The organism is Priestia abyssalis (assembly GCF_002019595.1).
GTDB classification, from domain to species: domain Bacteria; phylum Bacillota; class Bacilli; order Bacillales; family Bacillaceae_H; genus Bacillus_BA; species Bacillus_BA abyssalis.
This window is the reverse complement of the sequence record NZ_KV917369.1, coordinates 576139-594447: the sequence shown is the minus strand read 5'-3', so window position 1 is coordinate 594447 and position 18309 is coordinate 576139. Positions and strand designations below refer to the sequence as shown.

Genomic DNA, 18309 nt, shown 5'->3' with positions numbered 1-18309 from the left:
CAAAAGTCGCTGTGCTACCTGACGGGTGGTACAGCGACTTCAGTTTTTAACTGAGCCTTTAAGTTAAAAACTGTCCCACTTCCCCGAATTTATCAATTATGAGTAAGATTAGAATTATACGCATACTTCAAAGTTAAGTTCCACAATCTTGCCCTTATACATAAAAGAGCACTCTAATTTGAATACCCTCTTTTTAACTTTAGTAATGAAAAGAAGCCAAAACTATGCAACTCTGTATAAAAAGCTGCATAATATCGGCTCTAAGTGTTTTATACGTTATAGAAGATTAGCTTTTCGTTATATTAACAGAGCCTTTCTAATTAAAAATTATAGGAAAAGTAAATGTAACGAAAGCTGCCCAAAGTCCGTAGACCGGCAAATACTTAGTAACGGCATCTTGGATAGTTGAAGGTCCAGATTTATTTTGTAGAAAACGCATATAGGAGAGCATAATCCAAATTAGATTTGCCCAAATAAGTATGTTTACTCCTAAAACAGCAAGTCTATTAGGCGTAATCCCATAAGAAGAAAGTCTGAACACGATGGCTGACAAAGCCACACTATCAATGATTAGCGCAAGAACAATTAAGGCAAAATTTATATAATCTGAAATGTTCTTTTTCTCGTCTGAGTCGCTCTCGGTTATGGAAAATATGGTAACGGCCAATACACCAAGGAGTATTCCGTTGAAGGCTATCAAGAAATTGCGGTCCAAAAATGGATTTTTCCCGACCCATATCACCGTTATAAGATAGACCACCAATGTGACCAGGACAAGAGGACTAAAAATTTTAGCTATATATGGTGTAATATTCTTAGCAAGTTTAAGATTCATTGATACCAGGTATACAGCCACAATGGCGAGAGAAGCAGCACCAAATAAAACGACATTACTAAAATAGAAGTCTTCTATATCCAAGCCAACAAAGCTAAATAACTGCATGGTTAATGCTGCTAGCACCATTCCGCTAACTGCCATGCTGGCGTAGAGAATACAATATTCCAAATTAAATTTAATATAGGCTAATCTTGTACTGCCTTTTGAATAATCATTTCCTGTAAATGCAAGCCCTACCAATACCCACAAGAATATGGGAAGGTGTAAATAAGCGAGGATCGTACTGTCTTTATAATTTAATGGCAGCATATTAAGATAAAACCCGGAAATTAGGAACAACGCTGCAAGGGAATAAATAATACTTTTTTTCGGAGTATTATTGTAAACAAAATAGGCAGCAATAAAGGGAATGATACCAAAAGCCAGGTTAATTGGAGCAATTGCTTCCTGTTCGACAAAATGGAAAATGACCCTGGTGCTTATCCCGGCCAGAATGGCTAAAATGCCCATGAATAAGAAACCTTTTTGAAGCAAGGAAGATTTTTCAGTATTTGCCGTCTCCTTGAAATACAATCTTTCATACCAAACGCCAAGAACCTGAGAATCAGGATTTTGTTCCCATGCGTGTGAGAATGACTTTTTAAAAGCTTTCTGATCTTTTCTATACATTCTCTCCAACTCATGAGGGTTAGCAATATTTTCAATAATCAAATTGTTAATGTCCATAGTCATACCTCCCCTAATAATTGTTATATTAAGTTTCCTCCACAATGTTTAACTGTCTTCGTCACTTTTGTATTCTAAAATATCTCCAGGCTGACATTCTAAAGCCTTACAAATTGCCTCTAAAGTGGATAATCGAACCGCTTTTGCCTTTCCATTTTTCAATATAGAAAGGTTCGCCATTGTTATTCCAACCTTCTCCGAAAGTTCTGTTACGCTCATTTTCCTTTTTGCTAACATCACATCAATATTGATTATAATTGCCATTGTTATTCACCTCAGACCGTTAAATCATTTTCTGATTTGATATCAATTACTTCTTGTAAAAGTTTTTGGAGAACAGCCGCAAAGACTGCGATAACCATCGAAGCAAAAGGAACAACCAATCCGACAAAGATAACTCCTGGTGCGTCGTCTACTTCCGCAAAGATATAGAAGAGCGGCCAAACTAGCAGATGCAAAATACTGATTGTGATGGCACAGTATTTGATTTTCTTTAAAGCTTTTACAGATAAATCGGAGAAAGCTTTATCTTTGTCAATATAGCGTAAGAGTTTGAAAGCCTGATACAAAGCAAAGTAAAAAGGTATCGCCGATGCATCAAAAGCGATGAAAACGAGATATTTTATAAAAGCAAACCCTGGAAGCAATTTTGCTGCAAAATTCGCCATCTCAGGCACCAAAAAGATGCACAGAGCAAGAACTGGGATTCCTAAAAGAATAACAGCTATTTTTAAAAACAACGTTGTTACTTTTTCCATAAAAAGCACCTCACCTATTTATTCTGATTTTGATTTTAATACATGTTTTATCGTTTTACAATAAATTTTTATTAATTTAAATGATTTTTTTATTGTAGTTTTTGTTTTAAGCAAAAATAAAAAGCATTCCTCATTAAAAGAAATGCTCTATAACTTTAAACCATTAAATTTATAACTTGTACAGCTAACCCGTTACTTTAAGTATATTTCTTTACAATCTCATACCGATTAATTAGAATAAATATTCCATTTTGTTCAGAAGCCTTATTCCGTTAAATGGCCTTTTAGCGGAGTAACATGACAGGGGTTTTACAACATCAATAAGAGTAAAAAATTAGTTTTGCAACCTGTTTTATAAATTATGGAACAACCACTTTTTTCAATGATATTCTATTATTTACTCAACATCCAAAGAATTGACTATAGAGCGGTTCTTTTTCGCCTAGACCAAGCGTCTGCGTTGTTGAATTATGAATTCTTTGGAAGATTTCTGGATTTTCCACTAGTGATAGGCCATAAGAAGGAATCATTTCTTTTATTTTCGGTTCCCACTCTTTTATATGTTGCGGGAAGCATTTCTCTAATACCTCAAGCATAACGTGCACGGCAGTTGAAGCACCCGGAGAAGCGCCGAGCAATGCAGCGATCGAGCCATCAGCGGCGCTCACCACTTCTGTACCAAATTGAAGGGTTCCTTTGCCGCCGGCCTCCGTATCTTTGATCACTTGCACACGTTGGCCCGCTACCACTATGCCCCAATCCTCGCTTTTAGCGTTCGGGATAAACTCGCGTAATTCTTCCATGCGCTTTTCATTCGATAACGTCACTTGCTGGATTAGATATTTTGTCAATGCTATCTCTTTTACACCTGCCGCTAACATCGTGAAGACATTATTCGGTTTTACCGAACCGATCAAATCCAAATTTGAACCCGTTTTTAAGAACTTTGGCGAGAAGCCGGCAAACGGTCCAAACAGTAACGACTTTTGGTTATCGATATATCGTGTATCAAGATGCGGAACAGACATGGGAGGAGCACCAACTTTAGCTTTACCGTAAACTTTTGCGTGATGCTTCTCTACCACTTCCGGATTGTTGCAGACCATAAATAGTCCGCTTACCGGGAATCCTCCAATATGTTTTGACTCAGGAATACCGGTTTTTTGCAGTAAAGGCAGACTTCCGCCCCCACCGCCGATAAAGACGAATTTTGCCGTATGGTATTCGATTTTACCACTATCGATATCATGCACTTTCACTTCCCACGAACCGTCGCCAGTACGTTTAATATCCTCAACACTATGCTTGTAGTTGATCTTGACATTTTCACTCTTTAAGTGGTCAAACAACATGCGTGTTAAAGCACCAAAATTGACATCCGTTCCAGAGTCGATTTTGGTTGCCGCCATCGGTTCATTGGATGTACGGCCTTCCATGATAAGCGGAATCCATTCCTTTAGTTTTTCAGGGTCATCAGAAAATTCCATCCCTTGAAACAAGGGATTGTTTGAAAGCGCTTCAAAACGTTTTTTCAAAAATGCTACATTTTCTTCCCCTTGTACTAAACTCATATGAGGTATTGGCATGATAAAGTCCTGCGGATTACGAATCAGATTGCTGTTTACAAGATAAGACCAAAACTGTCTTGAAAGCTGAAACTGTTCATTAATTTTTATCGCTTTGCCAATATCTATCGATCCGTCCGATTTTTCACTTGTGTAGTTAAGCTCGCACAGTGCCGCATGCCCCGTTCCTGCATTATTCCATTCGTTAGAGCTTTCCTCTCCTGCGTTTGCAAGCTTCTCAAACACTGTAATTTTCCAGTCCGGTACTAATTCTTTTAACAGTGTTCCCAAAGTCGCACTCATGACTCCAGCACCAATTAAGATAACGTCTGTTTTAGTTTCTTGGTTGCTCATTATAACCTTCCTCATCCACTATATTTGCAAAAAAGAGTAGGCGCTCCTGCTTAGGTGTCACAAAAAGCAAGACACTACCTAGGAAAACATCTTTTCTGAATCAATTATAACCCAATAATAGCATATCACTATTTAATTACAACCCAAAAAAGTATAACACTTTTATATTAAAACGCAAAATAGCATAACACTATAGTTTATATAATAAAATATTTATTAACTATTATTATAATAGTTATAAGCTATATAGATCGATGTAGAAAATTTGGCATGGGCGTTTTTTGCTCATGCTAAATTCTTTATGTGGATTTATATAGTATAAGGCCGGTTGTTGGTTTATAAAAAATATTGATCAAAACAGGTTCTTAAATATTTGCACCAGAACCTTATGGCCATTGTGTGCCGAAAAACACACCTAATATCCCATTTTTGTGTTATCCTAGCTATATATACTATCTTTGGAGGTTAAGAGCTATGCAACATACTTTAGAAGATACTAAAAATGCCAAAAGTGAGACACTCCCATTTTCAAGGACCAATCCATTTCAAGCGAAGATTCTTAAAAATATTAATTTAAATGGAACAGGCTCTAGCAAGGAAACAAGGCATATTGAGTTATCATTACAAGGGTCAGGCCTTTCTTATGTCCCAGGTGATGCACTTGGCGTTATCCCATCAAATGATCCAGAGCTTGTGGCTTCTCTTATTAATGAAATGGAATGGGATGAAGAAGCAGCTGTAACCGTTAGTAAGCAAGGTGAGACACTGCCACTAAAGAAAGCGCTAACAACCTACTTTGAAATTACACTGCTGACGAAGAAGATTTTACAACAGGCAGCTGTATTCACAGAAAACGAAGAGCTGCAAAAGCTTGTGCTAGTTGAAAATGCAAAGCAGCTAAAGGAATATTGCTATGGGCGTGATTTGCTTGATATGTTACGTGATTTTGGTCCATGGGAAGCTTCTGCCCAAGAAATCGTCTCACTATTAAGAAAAATGACACCGCGTCTCTATTCTATTGCAAGCAGTATTACCGCTAATCCAGGTGAAGTTCATCTAACCATCGGTGCTGTACGCTACACGGCGCACGGACGCGATCGAAAAGGCGTTTGTTCTATTTTATGTGCAGAACGTGTTCAAGATGGAGATACGCTTCCAGTCTTTGTTCAAGCAAATAAACACTTTTATTTGCCAGAGTCTGGGGACAAAGATATTATTATGGTTGGACCTGGGACAGGCATTGCACCATTCCGTTCTTTTATCCAGGAACGATCAGTAAATAAAGCCACTGGCCGGTCATGGCTATTTTTTGGAGACCAGCATGCAGCGTCAGATTTCCTTTATCAAAGCGAGTTGGAAAAATATCAACAAGATGGGGTATTGACAAGACTTGATACTGCATTCTCCCGTGATACGGCTCAAAAAATTTATGTGCAACATAAAATGCTTGAACATAGCAAAGAATTGTTTGAATGGATTGAAAAAGGAGCTTATTTCTACGTTTGTGGGGATAAGGAACATATGGCGAAAGACGTCAACGAAGCGCTTATTACTGTTATTGAAAAAGAAGGCGCGATGGCCCGTGATGCAGCTGAAGCGTATCTTAAAGATATGCAGAAGCAAGGGCGTTATCAACGTGATGTGTATTAAAATGAAAACGTTTTAAATATATAGTTATATTGTTTTCAAAAAGTAACCCTTCGTTCCGGTTAGTACGGAGGGTTACTTTTTAATTGTCTTAGTGTCAAATTATATAAAAAGACTTGTACATGAGTGGCAGACATGAAAGCTTGGCTGCTCTCTTTTTTTATGTCTTATCAAATTAAAGCGCCCTTTAATTGAACAACAAATCAGCCATCCTGTTTCATTTTAAAGCTACTCACCATTGCTTCAGCTAATTTTTCAAGGAAGTTAATAACTGTCTTCAGCCCATCATGAAAATGAGTCAACTCTTTGTCAGTTCGCAGCACCCTTCTTAATTGTCAACCCCTTTTCTTGAGGAACGGACCGTTTTATAAATAATGAAACAATCCATGCGATAGCTACTAGTCCGAACGCAAGCAAGAACGCGCTTTTCATTCCAGCAATCATCGCTAGAATTTGTAATGTAGCCTCATCTTCCTTAATCAACGTATTTTCCATAAAACGAGTAGACCTATTGGTCATGATTGATACAAGCAATGCTGTCCCGACAGCGCCGGCCACCTGCTGAAGCGTGCTGATAATAGCCGTACCGTGTGGATATAACGAAGGTGGCAGTTCGTTCAAAGCGTTGGTCATGACCGGCATCATGACCATTGAAATCCCCAACATTAACAGCGTATTGAAAATCATAATCGTGCTGTAGGGGGTTGACAATGTGATAAAGGCAAATTGCCACAGCGTATTCGCGATCAACCCCAATCCGATAAGCGCCAGCCACTTGGCACCAAATTTATCAAATAATCGGCCTGTGATTGGTGACATTATCCCCATGACAATACCGCCTGGCAACATGATCAAACCTGCCTCCAATGGACTGTACCCTAACGCATTCTGGAGAAAAATTGGCAACAACATCATTGCAGAAAACATCGCCATCATGACAATCATCATAATCAGCGTCGACATTCTAAAAATGTTGTATTTAAATGTTCTTAAATCTAGCAACGGTTGTGAAATCGTCAATTGCCTCCAAGTAAAAAGGACTAAAGAAACAACGCCGATTGCAATTGGAATTAGAACTTCATTGCTCGACCAACCCCCATGCCCTTCACCGGAACTGCTAAATCCGTACACAATCCCCCCGAATCCTAAGGTTGAAAGTAGAAGCGATAGCGGATCAATCTTCGGATTAGTCGTCTCCGTCACGTTCTTGAGCTTCACATATGCAAATATAATAACAAACAATGCGATTGGCAGAACGCTGTAAAAGAGAACCCGCCAGCTGAAATGCTCAACAATGATCCCTGATAGAGTGGGTCCAATCGCGGGAGCAAAAGTAATGACAGTTCCAATTGTCCCCATTGCCGAACCTCTTTTTTCAATAGGAACGATGGAGAATACCACATTGGTTAGTAAAGGAAAGAGCAGTCCGGTCCCCGCCGCTTGAAGCAGCCTTCCGATTAAAAGCATTTCGATCCCTGGTGCGATAGCCGCTACAAATGTCCCCGCCGTAAACAAGCCCATAGCTCCAAGGAACAAGCTTCTTGTCGTGAACCGCTGAATTAAATAAGCGGTGACCGGTATAAGTACACCTATAACAAGGAGATATCCAGTAGTCAGCCATTGCGCTGTACTCGGTAAGATTCCAAAGTCATCCATAATTTTAGACAAGGCGACGTTAAGTAGCGTTTCATTCAAAATGGCTACAAACACACCTAGAATCATAATCATGACCAACAAAAAGTTGCCTCTGCTCCCGAATGTCCCTCCATTTTGAGTCGTTTCGTTTTGATTTTTCAAATTCTTTCTCCTTTCGATTTGCAAAATGCCTCATTAAAAATATTGTTGCATCAACGTTAAGAAAGTATCAACAATATTATCGTCAATTCAGAACATTTGGCGTGTCTGTGCATTTCTTATTCGTGCAATTTTTTGGTAATGTTGTTTATGATTAACCTAATTGCACCGTCTACTTCACAATAATGCTCAGTCGCTATACTGCACCTACCTTCCGTCCATATTCTTTTATACTTACTAACTAACAGAACAAACATTCGCATTAATATTACCACATAAATGAAGCTTCTGCCAATCAATGAAACCTATTACACGTGAGTTTTCATCAATGAAATATGACCTTTCCATGTTTGTTTAGTCAATAAATCCAGCTCAATACACAAAGAAAGAGTGCATTCTATATTAAAGAATCGCACCCTTTTCTTGAATAAACAATAAGCGCCTATTAGCTGGTTTTGAGGAATAAGGTTATCATATTTCTTATAGCCTTTATCTCCTTCTCATCAAAAAAGTACGCTAAAATTAAGCTTGATCGATAAATGTCATTAATTCAGCCGCGGATTTTCTCGGTTTAGGAGCTGGAATGCTTTCTGGATAGCCCACATGAAGGCTTCCTACTACCTTCTCCCCCGGTTCAATGCCTAACGCTTCACGAAAATCTGGTTGGTGCATCAAACCGTAGCTCTCCCATACCATTCCAACGCCGTGTTCCCATGCCAACAAACTGAAATTATGGATTAAACAACTAGTAGATGCATAGTCTTCCTCTCTTGTGCTAATGACTGGATGTTCCTTCATGATTACCACAACAAACATTGGAACTGACATCATTTTTTCGTAAATTTTCTTTCCTATTTCTTTAGCCTTGTCAGGGTTTTCGGCTCTCCTGCTTTTAAATTTAGCGGCAATCTCTGCAATGCGTTTGCGTCCTTCACCATGGACAATAACAAATCGCCACGGTTGGGTCATTTTATGATTGGGAACCCAGACCGCTGTATCCAATAATTCTTTCACAAGCTCTAAAGAAACTTCACGGTCTTGAAAACGATGAATCGACCGTCTTTCTTTAATAATTTGAGTTAATTCCATCTCTTTTTCCTCCATTATAAATCATTATATTTTGCTATATGAGTAAAACAAGCTACCTGACTTCGGCTTATTACTGAAATCAGGTAGCTTAATAGGAACTTCAAACAGGTATGAATAGAATGATTGTTTTACTTTGTGCCTTCTTCTACTTCCTTCACCATCTCTGCCACTGAAACTAAACCGCCGCCTGATAAGTACCAGAAATTAGGATCAAGGTAAACAATATTACCGTCTTTATATGCTTTCGTATTTTTCACCAACTCATTTTCCACTAGCTGTTTAGCAGAAGATTCGCCTTCGGCAACCGCTGTTCCTCGATCGATGACAAAAAGATAGTCAGGATTTTTTTCGGCGATATATTCAAATGAAACATTTTGGCCATGCGTAGATACTTCAATGTTTTTGTCTGCAGGAGCAAAACCGAATACATCGTGAATGATGCCGAATCGTGAACCTGCTCCATAAGCGCTGATGTTTCCTTCATTTGCCAAAATAATTAAAGCGTTCTTGCCGCTTGCCGATGCTGTTTCATTTAATTGTTGAGCAGCTTCTTCCACTTTTGTCAGTTCCTCTTTCACTGCATCTTCTTTACCGAAAATCTCTCCAAGGGTTGTCGCATTTTTCTTATATGATTCCATGTAATTGGCTGTATCTACACCCATGAAAATCGTTGGGGCGATTTTAGTGAACTCTTCATATGAGTCTTGCTGTCTTCCAGAAATAATAATAAGATCCGGTGCGATTTCACTAATCTTTTCAAAGTCCGGTTCTTTTAAACCGCCGACATTTTCATACTTTGAATCTTCATATTTTGAAAGGTATGAAGGGATGTTCGCTTGCGGTACTCCCGTTACCTCTACACCGAGCTTATCCAATGAATCTAATGTACCAAAATCAAATACAACTACCTTTTCAGGATTTTTAGGAACAACGGTTTCTCCTAATTGATGTTTAATTGTTAGTTCTTTCTCTTCCGTAGATGCTGTTTGCTCATTTGAACTCTGAGCCGTTTCTTCTTTTTCCGTTGAACTAGTTGTACTTTGAGTACCGCATGCAGCCGCTACAATGGCCAACACAAGGGTAAGTAAAAGTAAAGATAATTTCTTTCTCATTTCTTCCACCTCTAACACTTTCTTAAATTTTTATTATGTATTTAAATTGATGGTGCTGCAAAACTAGAATAGAAACTTTATAAGTTCGGTTTAAGATCATTTTCAATATGTAATGAATTGCAGTGTGAATGACAATCATTATAGGGCAGCCTTTCCATCCAGGAATGGAAAGGGACCTGATTATAAACCGTTCATCTGTTTTGCAACACCAGCAATATAAACCCTATTGGACGCTTGATTGAGTTACGCGAAATAAACATAAAAGAAACTTCCATCAATGGTGGGGGGTTCCTTCATCCCTGCTTGGACTTCTTCGATTTCTCTCAAGTCTTGAAATAAGGGCTCACTGCCCGTTAATGCGGGATAAATTTTCTGCTCATGGATCTTCTAATCAAGTGATATTGATTATCATTATCTAATAAATAAAATAAACCCTCCAGTAAGTGGAAGGTCAATGTTTTTTTTATTTAATGAGAATTTGATAAAGGAAACTTCCATCAGCCTGGGTTTTTCTTCATCCCCAAAAAGGCTGTTCATTTGAACGGCCTTTTCTTTTCGTTTAAATATTGTAACAAGGGCCTAATTCTGATTGTTTGGCCAGGGAATGATAAAGTCAAAGATATACTGTCAGAAATTATATAAGATAATTGCCAGAAATAGCATCTATTCTGATTATCTTTCTCTTGTCAACTTATTTTTTAATTTGGTCATAAGAGTTCACTATCCAGAAGAAGTTAAATGAAAAGTAGTTGAGATGAAGTTAGAGGGATGCTCAAATCGAATGATTATGGACACACTTAGTATTAAGGATTAAGAGAGTATTGACGCTGGCATCAATACGGGATGAACGCCCCTCCACCGATGGAAGTTTCCTTTATATATAAAAAGCACCCCTCCAATTGTTTGACCATCACTAACAATTGGAGGGGCAGCTCACTAAATTAATAATCATATTTCTTTCTTGTCGTCATTACTAAAAATATAGCTGGCAACGTACACACAATCATCGATAAAAAAGAGAGCGTTGGAGAAACTTCATATAAGAGTCCTCCTGCCAGTGTTAAGACAGCTGTACCCAAGCCCATAGCAAGCGCCGAATACATTCCTTGCGCGTTAGGAATTTGCTGTTTTGGCAAATTTCTAGTGATATAAAGAATAAATGCATAATGAGCTACTCCGAACGATAGCGCATGCAAGCTTTGTGATAACATGAACACCCATACATTTGGAAACAAAAATACAAGTAACCATCGCAGCGTCGATCCTGACGCCGCTAGTAATAATAAGGACGAGGGCTGCCATTTCTTAAACAAGTGATCAGCCTTCAAAAAATAAAAGATTTCAAACATAACGGCGATATTAATGATCATTCCAATATAATATTTCTTTACACCTAAATCTTGTAAGTAAATATAGCCATAATTATAGTAGGACGCGTGTGACCCTTGTAATAAAACGACGATCAGTAACACGATTGGGAAACTTTTAACCTGCCATAACCCCCGCATCGTAAGTGACTCTTTACGATTCTTCGCTGTCGGTTTCACTAACAGGACAGCGGGTGCCGGTAGTAAGCACATAAGCAGCAGGAAACAAAGTCCCGTTATCATACTCCCTAAAATTGCCTGCTCTCCAAAATAGCCTGTTATCATACTAATGATAAGCACTGAAACCACAAAGCCAATGGAGCCATACGAACGGCTTTTCCCGTAATGTACGCCCCCTTGCTGTACTAAAACACCCGCTGTCGATTCAAGAGCAGGAAGCAGAGCAGGAAAAATAATACTAAACACCATAGTCACAATAAACAGTCCGACAAATGACGAAGATGGTATATAAAGTATCGTCGCCGCCAGTGAACCAGCTGTCAAAACAAGAATAACGGTATGACTGCTCCAATACTTAGATATCAGCGGAAAAGCAAATAACGATGATACCCCCCGTGCTAATAATCCAAATCCCATAATGATACTCGCTTCCGTGACACTTAATCCTTTTGCCTGGACGAGCCAGCCCGTCCAATAAGGTAAAAAGATACCCCATGTCATAAAAAACACAAAAAAATTCTGTGACATCCAGCGTTGATGATTCATAATTGATTCCTTTGCATTAAAGGCTGCTTGGTGATGATTCATGATTGATCCCTCCGTATTTATTGCATCATAGCACGTAAATACATACAATAATATGAGATATCTCATATTTTTTAACTGGAGGAAAACATGCATTTCTTAGCTGAACCTTTGCGCAGTTCCTATATTGAAAAATACCCTATTCAATCCCTCTTCTCCTTTCCTATTATCCCGTATATCCAAGTTTGTCAGTTTGAACAAGGTGAATTTATCTTCAAAGAAGGCTCCTATCCTGAGTACATGTACTATCTCGTCGAGGGAAAGGCAAAACTATATACTACACAAAAAAACGGTAAAGTAGCACTTATCAATTTTTTACATGCTCCAACCTTCATGGGCGAAATTGAACTGTTAAATTCAGAACGCTATTCCAAAGGTATCCAAACAGCCACAAGAGCCGTTTGCCTTGCCATTCCTATTCATGCCTGTAAAGATAAGTTATTAACAGACGCCACTTTTTTAAAATATTTATGCATCTTTTTAAGTAAAAAGGCAACTATGCTCTCAGCCATGTATGTACAAAATCAAGCGTATCCACTTGTCAATCGTCTTGCCGCCTTTATACTTTTGTCAGCTGATCATGATTTTTACAAAGAAAAACATACGGAAGTGTGCGAATACTTAGGTGTCTCCTATCGCCATCTCCTTCACGTATTCGCACAATTATGCGAGGCAAACATTATTGAAAAACAATCAAGGGGCTACATCATTCGAGACAAAGAACACCTGCAAGAATTAGCCAAAGAGGTTTGAAAATAAAATGAAGAAATCCTTAGATTTATAGAACTTCTAAGGATTTTTTGCGTTTATAAAGTTTGGTTTTTTATGAACGATAAAATAACAACCATTCCAACTTATTTCATGACTTCCTCTTTCACATTCAGAACCTTTTTTAGTTCTTCTGTTAAGATCGGTACGACTTCAAATAGATCTCCAACGATTCCATAGTCTGCTGCTTCAAAAATAGGAGCTTCTGGATCTTTGTTAATCGCGACGATGACTTTTGAGTTAGACATCCCCGCTAAATGCTGAATGGCGCCGGAAATCCCAATCGCAAAGTATAAATCAGGTGTCACAACTTTTCCTGTTTGTCCAATCTGCAAGGAATAGTCACAATATTCTGCGTCGCATGCCCCGCGTGACGCCCCTACTGCGCCGCCCAATACATCAGCCAGCTCCTGTAATGGCTCAAACCCCTCTTTGTTCTTTACGCCGCGGCCGCCGGCGACAATGACTTTTGCCTCTGATAAATCCACACCGCCTGTTGCTTTACGGACAACATCTTTAATCACCGTACGGAGGTCTTTAATGTCAACTGTTATATTCGTAATCTCGCCTGTTCTGGCTTCTTCTTTCTCAAGCGGTGCAATATTGTTCGGTCGAATCGTCGCAAAAATAATGCCTTCCTTAACTTTCTTCTTCTCAAACGCCTTACCTGAGTAAATCGGTCTTGTAAACACCACTTCCTCTCCATCTTTTTCAATTGCAATGGCATCTGAAATTAGCCCTGCATTAAGCTTCATTGCAAGACGTGGTGATAAATCTTTTCCTATAGCTGTATGGCCAAGAATGAAACCTTCCGGGTGTTCCGCATCAATTACTTGAAGAAGCGCTTGTTGAAAGGCGTCTGTTGTGTAGCTCTTTAGATCTGCGTGGTTCACGACGATGACACGGTCCGCACCATATTGCAGCAAGCCATTTGCTAAATGATCAATTTTCTCTCCAAGAAGGACTCCGACCACTTCCCCGTCGCCTGCCACTTCCCTTCCTGCTGCGATTGCTTCAAATGAAACATTGCGTAACTCTCCGTCCCGAACTTCGCCAACTACCAGTATTTTTTTTGCCATGATTACCCCTCCATTAAATGACTTTAGCTTCAGACTTTAGCAGTGCTACTAGTTCTTTTACTTGACCAGTAGTATCTCCCGCAAGCACTTTCCCGGCTTGTTTGGCTGGTGGAAGAAACACTTGAACGATAGTTGTCTTCGCTTCCACATCGTCTTCATCTAAGTCAAGGTCATCTAGATCTAACGTTTCAAGAGACTTTTTCTTTGCCTTCATAATCCCTGGCAGTGACGGATACCGCGGCTCATTCAACCCTTGTTGTGCCGTAATAAGAACAGGCAGCGATACTTCGATGGTTTCTTCGTCTCCTTCAACATCACGGACGATGGTCGCTTTTCCATCGGTCACTTCAAGGTTTGTAATCGTTGTCACTTGTGGAATCCCCAAAATTTGCGCAACACGTGGTCCAACTTGTCCAGAACCTCCGTCAATCGCGACATTCCCTCCAAGAATAATGTCATACTCCTGCTTTCTCAAATAGGCAGCAAGAAGGGTCGCTGTTGTGAACTGGTCAAGCTCATCTACGTCTTCACTATCGATCCGTACCGCTTTATCCGCTCCCATCGCAAGGGCCGTACGAAGTTCTTTTTCCACCTCTTCTTCCCCAACGGTCACGACCGTTACTTCACCGCCATGCTCATCGCGAAGAACAATCGCTTCTTCAATCGCGTATTCATCATACGGATTAACAATATACTCGGCACCTTCTACGTTAATTTTACCGTCCTGTATGGAGATCTTTTCTTCTGTGTCAAAGGTTTGCTTTAACATGACAAAAATCTTCATTGGATTATTCCCCTTTTGCAAATGTTATTTTCACATCATCTTTTCTAAATCGATTTATATAGAAGCTTCGACTTGGCTGCTCTTTGACCATGTCGAAGCTTCCATGTGTATATAGAGAGGTTAAACCGGATATACCGGGTGCTTCCGCTCCGAGAAGACAATATCCTTTGATGAATACGCCTCAAATCGGTTTACTAACTCATCACGCAACGAATTTGCTGGAATGATTCCATCAACGATCATTTCGGAGGCTAGTCGGTAAATATCAATATCCTGCTTATATTCCTCCCGTTTTTGTTCAATGAAAGAGGCCCGTTCATTTTCCGGTAAACCGGCAATTTTGTTGGCGTACACGGCATTCACCGCAGCCTCCGGTCCCATGACTGCAATCTGAGCGGTCGGCAAGGCAAGACAACAATCCGGTTCAAACGCAGGACCGCACATGGCGTAGAGGCCTGCTCCGTATGCTTTACGGACGATTACAGAGATTTTCGGTACACTCGCTTCAGACATAGCGGAAATCATTTTCGCACCGTGGCGAATGATTCCTGCCCGTTCGACTTTCGTGCCAATCATAAAACCAGGGACATCCACAAGAAACAAAAGCGGGATATGAAACGCATCACAAAGGGTCATAAACTTCGCGGCCTTATCCGCCGTGTCGTGGAACAACACACCACCCTTAACCCTTGGCTGATTGGCAATGATACCGACCGGCTTTCCATCCATTCTAGCCAAACCCGTAATGAGTTCGCTGGCAAACAGCTTCTTGATTTCAAAGAATGACCCTTCGTCAATAATGCCATCGATCAAGTCATACATATTAAATGGAGTATTCTGATTGGATGGGATGAGCTCTTCCAGCGTTTTCTCCAAACGTTTTGGTGCCAACGCTTTCTGGATTGGCGGCTTTTCCGAAAAATTAGCAGGAAAATAAGAGAGATAGTCCCGGGCCATCGCAATGGCCTGGTCTTCACTTTTAGCCAGTACATCCCCGCATCCTGAAACGGAACAGTGCATGCGTGCGCCGCCCATCTCTTCCAACGTGACTTTTTCTCCAATTACCATTTCCGCCATCCTTGGGGACCCAAGGTACATCGATGCATTTTTATCGACCATGATGACAATGTCACAAAACGCGGGAATATAAGCTCCCCCTGCCGCAGACGGACCAAATAATAGACAAATCTGAGGGATTTTACCCGAAAGCTTGACCTGATTGTAAAAGATTCGGCCTGCCCCGCGGCGCCCAGGAAACATGTCTACTTGATCCGTAATGCGCGCCCCTGCAGAATCCACAAGGTAAATGAGCGGCACTCTCATTTTTTCAGCCGTTTCTTGAATCCGGATAATTTTCTCTACGGTCCGCGCTCCCCATGAACCGGCTTTTATGGTTGAATCATTCGCCATCACACAAACCACTTGCCCGTTGATTTTCCCCATTGCCGTCACGACTCCATCAGCCGGAAGGTCTTCCGCTAAGCAGTTGGCAAATAAGGCATCCTCCAGCTCTGAACCCTGATCAAACAATAGCTTTAGGCGATCACGAACAAACAGCTTACCCTGCTCTTGATTTTTCTGATGATATTTAGGGGCTCCTCCTTTTTGAATCCGTTCCATTCTTTCCTGTAACGTTTGCTGCATGGGCTTCACATCAACTGACATAGTGTTTCCCCCTCTATTAAACTAGTTTTTATTATTCTCCAACGAAAACGGGAGATCTTTTTTCTTTGAAAGCTTGTAGTCCTTCTAATCGATCCTTCGTCGGTATGGTTACTTCATAGGCATTCTGCTCAATGGAAAGTCCGGTGCTTAAATCTACATCAAACCCCTTGTCAATCGAGAACTTTGCCTGCATAACGGCAAGGGGACCATTTCGAACGATCTGATTAGCAATTTCTAATGCTTTTTCCAGCAGGGACTCAGCCGGCATTACATACTCGACTAACCCAATATCTCTCGCTTCCCCAGCATCAATCCGTCTGGCAGTGAAGATCAACTCTTTGGCTCTTCCCTTCCCGACTAATCTCGGCAAACGTTGTGTTCCGCCTGCTCCTGGAATGATTCCCAATGAAGTCTCTGTAAGACCGAACTTCGCTGTTTCTGAAGCAACTCGAATATCACAAGCCAATGCCAATTCCGTTCCCCCTCCAAAAGCGACTCCGTTCACGGCTGCAATGACCGGCTGTGGCAAAGCTTCTAATTGATTAATGTTTTCTCGAATCAAAGAAACGGTCTTACGTACCTGGCCCGTATCCATTCCTGCCCGTTCTTTTAAATCTGCCCCTGCGCAAAAGGCTTTCTCACCTGCCCCGGTGATCACCACGCAACGCACTGTTCGATCAAATTTACATGCAACAATCGCTTTTTGAAGTTCGTCCAACATTTGTAAAGATAACGAGTTGGCAGCTTCCGGACGATTTAAAGTAATAAGAGTAATTCCATTTTCCACTGTTGAGACTAACACAGCTTTCCCCATGTTCTTTCCCCTCCTATATACTCTGATCTATCCATCCAGACCGCAAACTTGAAGACTGCGGCTAGGTAAAGGCCTTCCTATCTTACCTTGAATAAAACGGGATGCGGCCATCAGCTTTTCCCTATTCACCCCTGTATGAATCCCCATATTGTGCAGCATATAAAGAAAATCATCTGTTGCCACATTGCCGGACGCACCGGGTGCATACGGGCATCCTCCCAATCCGCCAAGAGAGGCATCAAATGTCGTCATCCCCATGTCTAACGATACTAAGATGTTGGCCAAGGCGGTTCCACGAGTATCATGAAAGTGCAAAGCAAGTTTATCTGCAGGAAAACGCTTTAATAAGAGGTCTAACACCTCTTGTACTTGCTTCGGATTCGCCACACCGATCGTATCACCAAGAGATAACTCCCCAATTCCTATCTCAAACAATGTTTCCGATACCCTAATCACCTTTTCTATATCAACGATCCCTTCATAGGGACACCCGAATACGGTTGAAATATATCCTCGGGCAGACTTTCCTGCTTTGAGGGATTCTTGTACCACTTCTTTTAAAATAGGAAATGTATCTTCTATTGATTTGTTAATATTTTTTCGATTATGCGTTTCACTGGCTGACATAAACACAGCCGCTTCATCGATGTTGGCTTCCAACGCCCGCTCCAAACCCTGAAGATTGGGAACAAGGGCTGTATAGGTTACACCCGGCTCACGTGTAATACCTGCTGCCACTACCGCAGCATCGGAAAGGGCAGGAATCCATTTTGGATTGACAAAGGACGTAACCTCGATATGCTGCAGTCCGCTGCAAGACAGTTGGTTAATCCAAGCGATTTTGTCCTCTGTCGAAACAAACACCTTCTCGTTTTGTAATCCATCCCGCGGCCCTACTTCTTTTATCGTTACACTTGCTGGCCAATTCATCGTCATGTCTCCCTTCATCCCACCCAAAATCTTTTGGGGTTACTCCAACTCGACTAGTACATCTCCTTCATTCACAAAATCACCCTCATTGACTTTTACTTCTTTGACAGCACCGCCAAATTCCGCTGCAATTGGAATCTCCATTTTCATCGACTCTAAGATGGCCACATCCTGTCCTTCCTCTACGTGATCTCCTGTTTTAACGAGTATCTTCCATACATTTCCTGCCATACTTGATAATACTTGACTCATCT

At 40.6% G+C, this 18309-nt stretch carries 16 protein-coding genes; 2 read left to right on the top strand and 14 right to left on the bottom strand.

Annotation, left to right across the window (positions count from 1 at the left end; genetic code table 11):
• Nucleotides 1–316 precede the first annotated feature (316 nt).
• The 4 genes from BK575_RS02890 to BK575_RS02875 all read right to left on the bottom strand — a co-directional run bounded on the left by BK575_RS02890 (nt 317) and on the right by BK575_RS02875 (nt 4241).
• Complete coding sequence (locus tag BK575_RS02890) at nt 317–1564, bottom strand: DUF4153 domain-containing protein (RefSeq protein ID WP_078408827.1); 1248 nt, start codon at nt 1562–1564, stop codon at nt 317–319.
• Nucleotides 1565–1612: 48 nt separating this feature from the next.
• Nucleotides 1613–1828: a helix-turn-helix domain-containing protein gene (locus tag BK575_RS02885; RefSeq protein WP_078408826.1), complete on the bottom strand. Its 216-nt coding sequence runs from the start codon at nt 1826–1828 to the stop codon at nt 1613–1615.
• A gap of 11 nt (nt 1829–1839) precedes the next feature.
• Complete coding sequence (locus BK575_RS02880) at nt 1840–2322, bottom strand: DUF2975 domain-containing protein (protein ID WP_078408825.1); 483 nt, start codon at nt 2320–2322, stop codon at nt 1840–1842.
• A 401-nt stretch (nt 2323–2723) separates the two neighbouring features.
• Nucleotides 2724–4241 carry a malate:quinone oxidoreductase gene (locus BK575_RS02875; protein WP_078408824.1) on the bottom strand — a complete coding sequence of 506 codons (1518 nt, stop codon included), beginning with the start codon at nt 4239–4241 and terminating at the stop codon, nt 2724–2726.
• A 474-nt stretch (nt 4242–4715) separates the two neighbouring features.
• On the opposite strand from BK575_RS02875, the gene BK575_RS02870 reads away from it, so the two are divergent.
• Nucleotides 4716–5891, top strand: coding sequence for a sulfite reductase subunit alpha (locus BK575_RS02870; protein ID WP_078408823.1), 1176 nt, complete (start codon nt 4716–4718; stop codon nt 5889–5891).
• A gap of 306 nt (nt 5892–6197) precedes the next feature.
• Here BK575_RS02870 and BK575_RS02865 read toward each other — a convergent pair whose 3' ends face one another.
• The 4 genes from BK575_RS02865 to BK575_RS02850 all read right to left on the bottom strand — a co-directional run bounded on the left by BK575_RS02865 (nt 6198) and on the right by BK575_RS02850 (nt 11976).
• Entirely contained in the window at nt 6198–7685 is a 1488-nt protein-coding gene (locus BK575_RS02865; RefSeq protein WP_235867291.1) for a DHA2 family efflux MFS transporter permease subunit, read from the bottom strand.
• A 519-nt stretch (nt 7686–8204) separates the two neighbouring features.
• On the bottom strand, nt 8205–8771 hold the full coding sequence (locus tag BK575_RS02860) for a nitroreductase family protein (protein ID WP_078408822.1): 567 nt from the start codon (nt 8769–8771) through the stop codon (nt 8205–8207).
• A 128-nt stretch (nt 8772–8899) separates the two neighbouring features.
• On the bottom strand, nt 8900–9883 hold the full coding sequence (locus BK575_RS02855; protein ID WP_078408821.1) for a siderophore ABC transporter substrate-binding protein: 984 nt from the start codon (nt 9881–9883) through the stop codon (nt 8900–8902).
• A 941-nt stretch (nt 9884–10824) separates the two neighbouring features.
• Nucleotides 10825–11976 (bottom strand): MFS transporter, encoded by a 1152-nt coding sequence (locus tag BK575_RS02850; protein ID WP_078414611.1) that lies wholly within the window; start codon nt 11974–11976, stop codon nt 10825–10827.
• A 129-nt stretch (nt 11977–12105) separates the two neighbouring features.
• Between BK575_RS02850 and yeiL the strand changes: the two genes are divergently transcribed.
• On the top strand, nt 12106–12768 hold the full coding sequence (gene yeiL, locus BK575_RS02845) for a transcriptional regulator YeiL (RefSeq protein ID WP_078408820.1): 663 nt from the start codon (nt 12106–12108) through the stop codon (nt 12766–12768).
• A gap of 101 nt (nt 12769–12869) precedes the next feature.
• Here the strand turns inward: yeiL and BK575_RS02840 are convergent, their stop codons facing one another.
• The 6 genes from BK575_RS02840 to BK575_RS02815 form a co-directional block, all read right to left on the bottom strand.
• Nucleotides 12870–13862, bottom strand: coding sequence for an electron transfer flavoprotein subunit alpha/FixB family protein (locus tag BK575_RS02840; protein WP_078408819.1), 993 nt, complete (start codon nt 13860–13862; stop codon nt 12870–12872).
• 13 nt (nt 13863–13875) lie between these two features.
• On the bottom strand, nt 13876–14646 hold the full coding sequence (locus tag BK575_RS02835; RefSeq protein WP_078408818.1) for an electron transfer flavoprotein subunit beta/FixA family protein: 771 nt from the start codon (nt 14644–14646) through the stop codon (nt 13876–13878).
• A gap of 120 nt (nt 14647–14766) precedes the next feature.
• The gene (locus BK575_RS02830) at nt 14767–16311 is read right to left on the bottom strand and encodes an acyl-CoA carboxylase subunit beta (RefSeq protein ID WP_078408817.1); all 1545 of its coding nucleotides are present in this window, start codon (nt 16309–16311) and stop codon (nt 14767–14769) included.
• A gap of 31 nt (nt 16312–16342) precedes the next feature.
• Nucleotides 16343–17125 (bottom strand): enoyl-CoA hydratase, encoded by a 783-nt coding sequence (locus BK575_RS02825; RefSeq protein ID WP_078408816.1) that lies wholly within the window; start codon nt 17123–17125, stop codon nt 16343–16345.
• A 27-nt stretch (nt 17126–17152) separates the two neighbouring features.
• The gene (locus BK575_RS02820) at nt 17153–18055 is read right to left on the bottom strand and encodes a hydroxymethylglutaryl-CoA lyase (protein WP_078408815.1); all 903 of its coding nucleotides are present in this window, start codon (nt 18053–18055) and stop codon (nt 17153–17155) included.
• A gap of 39 nt (nt 18056–18094) precedes the next feature.
• Nucleotides 18095–18307 carry an acetyl-CoA carboxylase biotin carboxyl carrier protein subunit gene (locus BK575_RS02815; RefSeq protein WP_078408814.1) on the bottom strand — a complete coding sequence of 71 codons (213 nt, stop codon included), beginning with the start codon at nt 18305–18307 and terminating at the stop codon, nt 18095–18097.
• Nucleotides 18308–18309: the final 2 nt, after the last annotated feature.